Origin of the sequence: Bacillus sp. P14.5, from assembly GCF_003316765.1 — a bacterium.
GTDB lineage: Bacteria > Bacillota > Bacilli > Bacillales > Bacillaceae_B > Rossellomorea.
This window is the reverse complement of record NZ_NIJF01000057.1, coordinates 1-11,017: the sequence shown is the minus strand read 5'-3', so window position 1 is coordinate 11,017 and position 11,017 is coordinate 1. Positions and strand designations below refer to the sequence as shown.

At 45.0% G+C, this 11,017-nt stretch carries 5 protein-coding genes and 14 tRNA genes; all 19 read right to left on the bottom strand.

Annotated elements, in window-relative coordinates:
• Positions 1–444 precede the first annotated feature (444 nt).
• The 19 genes from B9Z54_RS07100 to B9Z54_RS07010 all read right to left on the bottom strand — a co-directional run bounded on the left by B9Z54_RS07100 (position 445) and on the right by B9Z54_RS07010 (position 10,937).
• Positions 445–2,853 carry a glycogen/starch/alpha-glucan phosphorylase gene (locus tag B9Z54_RS07100; protein WP_113927734.1) on the bottom strand — a complete coding sequence of 803 codons (2,409 nt, stop codon included), beginning with the start codon at positions 2,851–2,853 and terminating at the stop codon, positions 445–447.
• Complete coding sequence (gene glgA, locus B9Z54_RS07095) at positions 2,843–4,294, bottom strand: glycogen synthase GlgA (protein WP_113927733.1); 1,452 nt, start codon at positions 4,292–4,294, stop codon at positions 2,843–2,845. The genes B9Z54_RS07100 and glgA overlap by 11 nt, the downstream gene beginning before the upstream one ends.
• Complete coding sequence (locus B9Z54_RS07090) at positions 4,291–5,319, bottom strand: GlgC family sugar phosphate nucleotidyltransferase (protein ID WP_113927732.1); 1,029 nt, start codon at positions 5,317–5,319, stop codon at positions 4,291–4,293. Before B9Z54_RS07090 ends, glgA begins: the two co-directional genes overlap by 4 nt.
• A 30-nt stretch (positions 5,320–5,349) precedes the next feature.
• Positions 5,350–6,510, bottom strand: a complete 1,161-nt coding sequence (locus tag B9Z54_RS07085) for a glucose-1-phosphate adenylyltransferase (protein ID WP_113927731.1) — start codon at positions 6,508–6,510, stop codon at positions 5,350–5,352.
• Entirely contained in the window at positions 6,440–8,392 is a 1,953-nt protein-coding gene (gene glgB, locus B9Z54_RS07080; protein ID WP_113927730.1) for a 1,4-alpha-glucan branching enzyme, read from the bottom strand. Before glgB ends, B9Z54_RS07085 begins: the two co-directional genes overlap by 71 nt.
• Before the next feature lie 580 nt (positions 8,393–8,972).
• Positions 8,973–9,044 (bottom strand) — tRNA-Glu (locus B9Z54_RS07075).
• Positions 9,045–9,059: 15 nt separating this feature from the next.
• Positions 9,060–9,150: transfer RNA gene (locus tag B9Z54_RS07070), tRNA-Ser, on the bottom strand.
• Between the two features lie 5 nt (positions 9,151–9,155).
• Positions 9,156–9,230 (bottom strand) — tRNA-Asn (locus tag B9Z54_RS07065).
• A 9-nt stretch (positions 9,231–9,239) separates the two neighbouring features.
• Positions 9,240–9,316 (bottom strand) — tRNA-Ile (locus B9Z54_RS07060).
• Position 9,317: 1 nt separating this feature from the next.
• Positions 9,318–9,391: transfer RNA gene (locus tag B9Z54_RS07055), tRNA-Gly, on the bottom strand.
• A 10-nt stretch (positions 9,392–9,401) separates the two neighbouring features.
• Positions 9,402–9,477 (bottom strand) — tRNA-His (locus B9Z54_RS07050).
• 22 nt (positions 9,478–9,499) lie between these two features.
• Positions 9,500–9,575 (bottom strand) — tRNA-Phe (locus B9Z54_RS07045).
• 614 nt (positions 9,576–10,189) lie between these two features.
• A tRNA-Asp gene (locus B9Z54_RS07040) sits at positions 10,190–10,266 on the bottom strand.
• Between the two features lie 36 nt (positions 10,267–10,302).
• Positions 10,303–10,376: transfer RNA gene (locus tag B9Z54_RS07035), tRNA-Met, on the bottom strand.
• Positions 10,377–10,391: 15 nt separating this feature from the next.
• Positions 10,392–10,484 (bottom strand) — tRNA-Ser (locus B9Z54_RS07030).
• 19 nt (positions 10,485–10,503) lie between these two features.
• Positions 10,504–10,580, bottom strand: a tRNA-Ile gene (locus B9Z54_RS07025).
• Between the two features lie 6 nt (positions 10,581–10,586).
• A tRNA-Met gene (locus B9Z54_RS07020) sits at positions 10,587–10,660 on the bottom strand.
• A gap of 111 nt (positions 10,661–10,771) precedes the next feature.
• A tRNA-Ala gene (locus B9Z54_RS07015) sits at positions 10,772–10,844 on the bottom strand.
• A gap of 16 nt (positions 10,845–10,860) precedes the next feature.
• A tRNA-Pro gene (locus tag B9Z54_RS07010) sits at positions 10,861–10,937 on the bottom strand.
• Positions 10,938–11,017 lie beyond the last annotated feature (80 nt).

Here is an 11,017-nt window from a genome sequence, read left to right as displayed (position 1 = left end):
GGATGATGCCTGATGATGTATAGATATCTTTACTCACACTTGGGGGCCGGGTGGAAACCGGCCTCCTACATATTTAAACAAAAGAGGCTGGGACAAAAGTAGAAAACTAATTGATGCAAGTAAAAATCATCGAAAATAAAACCGCATGAGATCAAGGTTATATACTTGATCTCATGCGGTTCATTTTTGTTATTAGGCTCTTACCTTAAAGATGTTATTTTTTAGATTAGGTTATCCGCCAGTTCCTGATCGTAGGCGGATTGGAGCGGAAGGTGTGCGACCTCCTGCGGGACTAGCGGGACAGGTGAGACCCCGCAGGCAAAGCCGAGGAGGCTCAGCGCCCGCCCCGCGGAGTCGTGCACCTGGAGCGGAAATCCTTTCTTTATACTCAGACACATTCTTTTGAATAGAGCTTTTTATAAGGTTTTGTCCCAGCCTCTTTTGTTATCTTTTCTGCAGCTCTTTTCCTGCAATTCCCCATATTTCACGTGCGTATTGCTTAATTGTCCTGTCGCTGGAAAAATACCCGGATCCTGCAATATTGGTTAAGCTCTTCTTCAGCCACAGCTCTCTATCTTCATAAGCTTTCCCCGCCTTTTCCTGGATAGCAGCATAGGAAGAGAAGTCACGGAGCACGAAATACTGGTCATTCTCAGCCAGCAGAGAATCGAAAATTTCTTCAAAATGATCGGCTGAGTCAGGGAGTGTTCCATCAATCAGCTGGTTTACGACTTGCCTTATATGTTCATCGTGATGATAATATTCCATGGAATAGTACCCGCCATCAGCGTAATACTTCATCACTTCTTCGGCTGTTAATCCAAAGATGAATATATTATCAGGCCCTGTTTTTTCAAGGATTTCAATATTGGCTCCATCGAGCGTGCCCACTGTGAGTGCACCATTCATCATGAACTTCATATTTCCGGTTCCTGATGCCTCCTTGCTGGCAGTTGAAATCTGTTCGCTGATATCCGCAGCCGGAATGATATCTTCTGCCAGGGATACCCGGTAGTTTTCCATGAACACGACTTTGATTCGGCCCTTTACAACAGGATCATTATTGACCAGCTTCGCGACTGAATCGATTAACTTAATGATTTTTTTCGCATAAAAATATCCTGGTGAGGCCTTAGCACCGAAGATGAATGTTCTTGGATGCATATCAAAACTTGAATCTTCCCTGAAACGATTATACAGATGAAGGATATGCAGTACGTTCAAAAGCTGTCTTTTATAAGCATGAAGACGTTTGATCTGCACATCAAATATCGAATCAGGGTCCACCTCCACCCCGTTTTGCTCCATGATTTTACGGGCGAGCTGCTGCTTTTTATAATTTTTGACTTTATGAAGATCTTCAAGGAACATACGGTCATCTTGGAACTTTTGAAGATTCTGCAGCTTTTCAGGCTCATAAACCCAGTCGCTGCCTATGGCATTCGTCACCAGCTTGGCAAGCGGCTGATTCGCCTTCAGAAGCCATCTGCGGTGAGTGATTCCATTTGTTTTATTATTAAATTTTTCCGGATAGAATTGATAAAAGAGATTCATCTCACGCTGCTTCAGAATTTCGGTATGTATCGCAGCAACGCCGTTTACACTGAAACTCCCAGCAATCGCAAGGTGCGCCATTTTAATCTCATTATGAGAAATGATGGCCATCTGTTCAATCCTGTCCCATTCTCCCGGATACGCACTCCATAAACCTTTGCAGAACCTCTCATTGATCTCATTCACAATCATGAAAATCCGCGGGAGCAGCGGTTGGAATATCCTAACCGGCCACTTCTCAAGAGCTTCTGATAATGTCGTATGATTTGTATAGGCAAATGTCTTAGTGGTGATATCCCATGCTTCTTCCCAACCCAGTCCGTGTTCATCAAGAAGGATCCTCATCAATTCAGGTATGGCCAATACCGGGTGGGTATCATTGATATGGAGTGATACATACTCATGCAATTCATGGATATCCCGCTTTTTAGCAGAGAAAGACCTGAGAATAGAACGGAGACTTGCACTCACCAGGAAGTACTGCTGTTTTAGACGAAGGATCTTCCCTTCATCGTGGGTATCATCCGGATAAAGAAATTCTGTGATCGCCTCTGTTTCCCTTTTATGCTTCATCATGTCCTTGCCGGCCTGATAGGCAGACGGTTCTGCACTCCACAGCCTTAATGTATTGACGGTGGAAGTCTCGTATCCGACAACTGGCATATCGTAAGGTACAGCAGTAACTGCTTCGGCGTCTACATGCCTGAATTTCCAGCTGCCCTTGTCTTCGAAGGATTCCACTCTTCCCCAGAAGAGCACCTCTACAGCAAGATCAGGCTTTCTCACTTCCCAAACATGGCCGTGACGAAGCCACTGTTCCGGTAACTCCACCTGAAACCCTTTAACGATCTTTTGTTCAAACAATCCATGCTTATAACGGATACCGCAGCCATGGCCAGGTAAATCAAGAGATGCCAGCGAATCCAGAAAACATGCAGCGAGCCTTCCCAAACCTCCATTTCCAAGACCTGCGTCCGCTTCCTCTTCCTCAATTTCATCCAGGTCGATTCCAAGGTCATTCAACCCTGCCTCTACCGTTTCATAGATTCCGAGATTCATAAGGTTTTGGCGTAAAAGACGGCCGAGCAGAAATTCGATCGACAGGTAATAAACCTGTTTCTGCCCGCTGAACCGGTATTGTTCATTAGTACCGATCCAATTTATGCTGATGTACTCCCTGATCATATTCCCAAGTGTGAAATATTGGTCACGCGGGGTGGAATCTGGGAAAGTTTTGCCGTACATCATTTCCAGCCTTTTCAGAAAAGCTTCTTTAAAATCATTCACATCAGAAAACATGGCTCTCACTCCTGGAGGAAATTTTTGCGTACAACCCATTATATTTAAAAGCGGATTGGGCCCATCCACAATCGATTCCCATTGCTTCTTTGACGATAAGTTTCCATGTTTCTTGATCTTCATGATAAATTGACAGTGCCCGGTTCAAGGTGTAGAGCATGTCATGAGCGTTAAAATTCTTGAATGAAAACCCATGTCCTTCTCTAGTTTCCTCATTATAGGACTGAACGGTGTCATTCAATCCGCCTGTTTCACGAACAAGAGGAAGGGTTCCATAGCTCAAAGCAATCATTTGCCCCAAACCACATGGTTCAAATCGCGACGGCATCAGGAAAAGATCTGAGCCGGCATAAATCTGTTTAGCCAGATCTTCATCAAATCCGATATTTACCCTTAGCTTATCAGGATAAATGCCCGCCATTTCTTTAAAGAATTGCTGAAATTCCTGATCTCCTGTACCCAGAATCACGAATTGCAGGTTTTCCTGCATGATTTCGTGAAAAACCCCCTTAACCAGGTCAAGGCCCTTTTGCTTGGTCAATCTCGACACAATTGAAATGACCGGCACATGAGGATTTTGCTCCAGGCCAAATTTCTGCTGAAGGCGCTTCTTGTTCTCTTTTTTTCCGTTTATATTCTCCTTTGAGAAAGGGAAGATTTCCCCGCCCGCTTCGGGAGAATAAAAAGAATCATCTATCCCGTTTAAAATGCCCTCGATACAGCCGGCACGCACCCGCAGGACGCCCTCAAGCTTTTCTCCGTAGTAAGCTGTCAATATTTCATCCCTGTATGTGGGACTGACAGTGGTAATATAATCACTTGATATCAAAGCTGCTTTCATAAAATTAATGTTTCCGTAAAACTCGAGCTTTTCCGGATGAAAATATGACTCTTCAATCCCCAATAGCTCTGTCATCACTTCTTTAGGGAAAACACCTTGAAACTGAAGATTGTGTATCGTGAAAATCGTCTTGATGAAACTGTAGCCTTTTCTCCATTGATATTGGGTACGCAGCAAAAAAGGGATCATAGCCGTGTGCCAATCATGGCAGTGGAGAATTTCCGGATGAAAATCCAAGTGCTCCAAACTTTCCAGTACTGCTTTTGTGAAGTAAGAAAACCTTTCTCCATCATCCCAGTATCCATAAAGCCCATCTCGTTTAAAATAGTATTCATTATCCACAAAATAGAATGTGACCCCATCTACCTTCAATGATTCTATGCCGCAGTATTGCTGTCTCCAGCCCACTGAAACTGAAAACTCGCATACCTTTTTCATACTGCTTTTATATTCTTCCGCTATAGACTGATATTTTGGCAGGATGACCCTTACGTCTGTCCCAAGGCTTCTCAATTCCTTCGGCAGTGACCCTGCCACGTCTGCCAGGCCTCCGGATTTGATGAAAGGGACACATTCCGAGACAACAAATAATACTTTCACGAGTTCATCAACGCTCCTTGAATCATTCCTTTTTTGATGACAACCGGATTTTCCGGGCTTCCGATAAGCTTCACATTGTCCTCTATCTTCACATCTTTGTCCAGAATGACATAATCTAAAACACAATTTTCTCCTACCTGGCTTTTTTGCATGATGATACTGTTGGAGACAGTCGTTCCTCTTCCGATTTTCACACCTCTGAAGACTGTGCTCTTTTTCACATCGCCTTCAATGAAGCAGCCATTTGCAATGATGGCATTCTTGACAGAAGCCCCTTTTTGATACCTTGTCGGAGGTTCGTCCTTCACCTTAGTCAGTACAGGATATTCTTTTCGGAAGAGCTGTTTCCAGCATTCTGACTTCAAGAGGTTCATACTGGCATTGAAATAGCTTTGGATACACTGGATTTTTTCCACATAGCCAAGATATTCATAATCACAAACCTTCTGGCTGCCGGAAGTGTCTTCCACAACATCCTTCATACATGTGTATCCGGTTTTTCCACGTGTTTCGATCAGATTGATCAAAAGAGAGGTTTCCAGCAAATAAATCTCCATGGATTTATGCTGGTGATTCATTTTGGTTATGTCACAGCCCGTCTCGATATGGCGCTTCAATAAAGGATTGAAATCAGTCGTAAATATCGTATTGCAGTTGCTGATCAGCGCATATTTCTGTTTACTTCTGTGGAAATAATCCATGTGATGAGCGAAGTGATTGAAAGAACCCATTCCCTGGTCGACTGAATCGACCGCAGGTGCAGGAAAAAAGAATAAGCCATCTCTTTTTCTGTTCAAGTCCCAGTTCTTCCCGGAACCTAAATGATCCATTAGAGAACGGTATTGATACTTAGGGAATATCGCAACGCTGTGAATGCCGGAATTAACCATATTGGATAAAATAAAATCGATCAGCCGGTACCTGCCGGCAATCGGAACTGCCGCCAAGGAACGGTTTACTAATAAGTCCTCTAAAGACTGATGATGAGTTGTTGCGTCAATAACGCCAAGCATTGATTTATTCACGTGATTTCCCCCTGTCGCAAAGATGAATTCTTATTGTACTTCCTCTTCTTCCATGATCGATTGCAGGAATGTTTCTGTGACCAGGATGACCTCGTCAGCCCCCTCTTCAGGAATGATGCATACTCCTTCCGGGATGCGTACATTCGGAGGCACAATCACTTTTTCCAAATATGCGCCTTTCCCGATTACCGCGTCAGGCATTACCACAGAATGCTTGAGGTGAGCCCCTGCCTCCACCCTTGTCCCCTGGAATAAAACAGAATGATCAACGGTTCCCTCTATAACGCAGCCTTCATTGATTAGTGAGCCTTCCACAACAGCGTCTTCTGAAATATACTGAGGCGGCTGATTCGGATTAACAGAATAGATTCTCCATTCATGATCGAACAGATTGAGATCACATTCATCATCCAGCAGGTCCATATTTGCTTCCCACAGGCTTTTAACAGTACCGACATCTTTCCAGTATCCCTGAAACGGATAAGCCATTAATTTTTTCTTTTCCTCAAGCAGCAAAGGAATTACATCCTTGCCGAAGTCATGGCTTGATTCCGGATTCCGGTCATCCATCTCAAGGTACTCTTTCAACAGTGACCAATTGAAAATATATATCCCCATGGAAGCCAGGTTATTCTTAGGAAGTTGAGGCTTTTCATCAAACTCTACGACCCGCAAATCCTCCGAAGTATTCATAATGCCAAAACGGCTTGCTTCATCCCATGGTACCTCCAGCACTGAAATGGTGACATCAGCTTTTTTACTGATATGGTAATCAAGCATTTTTTCATAATCCATTTTGTAAATGTGATCGCCTGAAAGGATAAGAACATATTCAGGATCAAATTGCTCAATGTAGTTAAGGTTTTGAAAGATGGCACTGGCGGTCCCGGTGTACCATCGAACCTCCGATGATTCTGCATATGGCGGGAGAACCGTCACTCCGCCGCTTTTCCTGTCGAGATCCCATGCGCTCCCAATCCCTATGTAGGAGTTCAGCAGAAGAGGCTGATACTGAGTCAAAACACCAACCGTCTCAATTCCTGAATTCGTGCAATTGCTTAGGGTGAAATCGATGATTCGATACTTTCCTCCAAATGGTACTGCGGGCTTTGCCAGGCTTTTAGTCAGTGAACTCAGCCTGCTGCCCTTCCCTCCTGCCAACAACATTGCTACACAATTTGCCTTTGCCATATTTAATGCGCTCCTTCCTGTGATGAATTGGTCTCAAATAGACTACTGCATATGGTGGAATGGTCATCTCCACAAAACATGGTTTTCCATGGTAGCCCTCATGCTTCACAGTCAATACTTCCGGATTGATCTGATTAGAACCCCCATAACGGGCATGGTCGCTGTTCCACACTTCCCTGTAGCCATCTGCCTTCAGGACTCCGACTTTATAATTCTGATAAGCAGCCGGGCTGAAATTGCAAAGCACCAGCAACTGGTCTTCCGGCTTTTCACCTTTTCTTATAAAAGAGAAAATCTGCTGAGCGGCGTTATTTACATCGATCCACTCGAACCCTTCTGACTTATGGTCCTGCTCATACAGAGAAGGCGACTTTTTATATAAATGCAAAAGTTCCTTAAGATATGTGTTAAACTTTTGATGTTTTTCATACTGAAGCAAATGCCAGTCTATCTGCCCCAGGTCCTTCCACTCAGAAAATTGTGCTACTTCCGTTCCCATGAACAACAGCTTCTTCCCTGGATGAGCCGTCATGAAGCCGAGAAGCAATCGAAGCTGGGCGAATTTCTGCCAATAGTCACCAGGCATCTTATCAAGCAGCGATTTCTTGCCATGAACAACTTCATCATGCGAAAAAGGCAGAATGAAGTTTTCCGAGAAGGCGTACAAGATGGAGAAGGTAATCAATGAATGGTTTTCCTTACGCTGATCAGGATCTGATTCCATATATTTCAGCACATCATTCATCCAGCCCATATTCCATTTGTAATTGAATCCAAGACCACCGTAATGAACCGGAGAAGTAACCCCTGGCCAATCAGTTGAATCTTCAGCAATCATCAATGCGTTAGGATCATATTCAAAAACGGCTTTGTTCAGCTTCTTTAAAAAAGCAATCCCTTCATCATTGACGCTGTTCTGAGCCTGGTTCGCCCGGTAGATGATATTAGCCACGGCATCCACTCGAAAACCATCTATATGGTACTCTTCCATCCAAAAGCGGGCACTGGAAATCAGGAAACTCTGAACCTCTCCTTTGCCAAGATCGAAATTCGCCGTGCCCCAGGTGTGATTTTCACGATCATGAGGCATTTGATAATCATAGGCAAAGGAACCATCGAAACGGTACAGCCCGTGTGCATCCTTGCAGAAGTGTCCCGGGACCCAGTCTAGAATAACGCCAAGTCCATGGGAATGGCATTCATTAATGAAGTACTTAAAATCGGAGGGGGACCCGTAACGGCTGGTAGGGGCGTAATAGCCTGTCCCCTGGTAGCCCCAGGATCTGTCATAGGGATGTTCTATGACCGGCAGCAATTCAATATGAGTGAAACCATGCGAGACAGCATGCGGAATAATTTCTGATGCCATTTCCCGATAATTCAAAAATTTTTCATCACCCTTTTTGCGCCAGGTACCGAGATGAATCTCATAAATAAACATTGGCTGATCATAAGGCGGTACCTCACTTTTCTTCATCAGCCACTCTTCATCAGTCCAAGTAAACGATTCAAAATCATATACAATACTTGCGGTATTCGGCCTCAACTCATTGAAAAAGGAAAAAGGATCGCTCTTCAACAGGATATCCCCAGCTGCTGTAACGATCTCATATTTATAGGTATGGTCAATAAGATCTTCATCTACCTCCAGAAACCAAATACCTTCCTTATTGATTTTCTCGAACTCAAAACCTTTACTGTCCCAATCATTGAAACTGCCGGCCACACTCACAGACAGCGCTTTGGGAGCCCATACACAAAAGGAAGTACAATAACCATCCTTCTTCCAATGCCGATGAGCCCCCAGCATGCGGTAGGCTTCGAACAGATTCCCTTCATGGAATAAATGAATATTAAAATCAGTAGGAATCATAGCAATCATCTCTTTCACCTGCAGTTGAATTAAATTGTATTTATACTAATCATTCGCTTAAAGAGAAGGAAACCCTTTAGTGACTTTTCGAACAAATCCGACATGCCCGTGATATGAAAGCGGTTAACATTGAGTTCGACACGCTTTACGATGGAAAATTCACATAATTATGACTTATTTTGTCGAAAAATATTTGGGAAAATAATAAAAAACCAAGGGGAATTTTGAAACTTTTTTAAAGAGGTGAATAAATTGAAATTGGGATGTGCTCTGAGTGAGAGATTGCAGTTATTTCATTTTTGGGTAACCCTGGTGGTGGTTACGTTCCCTTGAGATACCTTACCTTCATTTTTCTGTGCATTTGGGTCTATGAATGCAATACGGAGAACTCTGACAGCCTCGATTTCTCTTTTGGGGGATTCAATGCTGGCTTCTGAGGGAAACCCTCTACTCGGTGTCTTGTACTGGCTTAGAGGTAAATCAGATATTCAACTACCAGGGCAGCCACCCACTATGAAACATATCTGCTGCAACGATAAAAATGCAGACAAATAAAAAAGAGACTATCTAAAAAGATAATCTCTTGGGATGACCCGTACGGGATTCGAACCCGTGTTACCGCCGTGAAAGGGCGGTGTCTTAACCGCTTGACCAACGGGCCGTATGTAAATGCAGATGGCGGAGAAGGAGGGATTTGAACCCTCGCGCCAGTTGCCCGACCTACACCCTTAGCAGGGGCGCCTCTTCAGCCACTTGAGTACTTCTCCAATATTGGCTCCGCAGGCAGGACTCGAACCTGCGACCGATCGGTTAACAGCCGATAGCTCTACCACTGAGCTACTGCGGAACAAAATCATGGTGGGCCTAAGTGGACTCGAACCACCGACCTCACGCTTATCAGGCGTGCGCTCTAACCAGCTGAGCTATAGGCCCATGGAGCGGGTGAAGGGAATCGAACCCTCATCATCAGCTTGGAAGGCTGAGGTTTTACCACTAAACTACACCCGCAATAATTAAATGGGGCGACTGATGGGAATCGAACCCACGAATGTCGGAACCACAATCCGATGCGTTAACCACTTCGCCACAATCGCCATAATGTTATTTTAAAAAAGATGGTGGCTCAGGACGGAATCGAACCGCCGACACATGGATTTTCAGTCCATTGCTCTACCAACTGAGCTACTGAGCCATATTAGTATATTTCCTAAAGGAAAGTTAAGAAGATAATTTATCGTCCAGCTTTCAGGAAGCTTATTCAAGTTGCAGCTCAAGCTGTACGCTGAAGTAAATTCACTGAAGCTTACTCGGACGTGCTCTACCAACTGAGCTACTGAGCCATAATAGTTTCGGCTTCCGCTAAGCTGCGAATCTCTTCGTCAGCGCCCTCATTCACATCCTCATGCACCTGTCAGTGCACTCCGGTGTTCATTCGGTTGCTTCCTCGACCTTCTTGCTTATCGAAACCCTCTTAGTCTGAAATCATTTCCGATGATTATCGCTAAGCTGCGAATTTCTTTGTCAGCGCCTTCGCTCACATCCTCATGCACCTGTCAGTGCACTCCGGTGTTCATTCGGTTGCTTCCTCGACCTTCTTGCTTATCGAAACCCTCTTAGTCTGAAATCATTTCCGATGATTATCGCTAAGCTGCGAATTTCTTTGTCAGCGCCTTCGCTCACATCCTCAGGCACCTGTCAGTGCACTCCGGTGTTCACTCGGTTGCTTCCTTGAACTCTTGCTTATCGAAACCCTCTTAGTTTGAACTAATATTTCATTAGAACACTTAGATATATGATTCATGAAAATGGCGGTCCGGACGGGACTCGAACCCGCGACCTCCTGCGTGACAGGCAGGCATTCTAACCAACTGAACTACCGGACCATGTGAGGCTTCCGCATTAAGCGAAAGCCTCTTGTATTGCGGGAGCAGGATTTGAACCTGCGACCTTCGGGTTATGAGCCCGACGAGCTACCGAACTGCTCCATCCCGCGACGATAAAGGAAATATGGAGGAGGAAGGGGGATTCGAACCCCCGCGGGCTGTTACACCCCTGTCGGTTTTCAAGACCGATCCCTTCAGCCGAACTTGGGTATTCCTCCGTAATATCATTCAAAAAGATGGTGGACCTTGTAGGACTCGAACCTACGACCGGACGGTTATGAGCCGTCTGCTCTAACCAACTGAGCTAAAGGTCCCTTAAGTAGCGGCGGAGGGGATCGAACCCCCGACCTCACGGGTATGAACCGTACGCTCTAGCCAGCTGAGCTACACCGCCATGATATTGAAAGTGTCTCGCGTCAGGTTCACAAATGCATCTGATTGCATTGCTTCGCTGTGCGAATCTTATGAAGTTCATTTACTCCGCTTCGCTTCGTAAAGAACTAAGTGGAGCCTAGCGGGATCGAACCGCTGACCTCCTGCGTGCAAAGCAGGCGCTCTCCCAGCTGAGCTAAGGCCCCATAGTAATGTAGAAAGTGGTCGGGAAGACAGGATTTGAACCTGCGACCCCTTGGTCCCAAACCAAGTGCTCTACCAAGCTGAGCTACTCCCCGAAACAATGGCGCGCCCGAGAGGAGTCGAACCCCTAACCTTTGATCCGTAGTCAAACGCTCTATCCAATTGAGCTACGGGC

What these genes read in the sequence shown, in the direction of transcription:
- glgB (WP_113927730.1), bottom strand. Translation starts at nt 8,392, where the DNA reads ATGATTGCTATGATTCCTACTGATTTTAATATTCATTTATTCCATGAA.
- B9Z54_RS07100 (WP_113927734.1), bottom strand. Translation starts at nt 2,853, where the DNA reads ATGTTTTCTGATGTGAATGATTTTAAAGAAGCTTTTCTGAAAAGGCTG.
- B9Z54_RS07085 (WP_113927731.1), bottom strand. Translation starts at nt 6,510, where the DNA reads ATGGCAAAGGCAAATTGTGTAGCAATGTTGTTGGCAGGAGGGAAGGGC.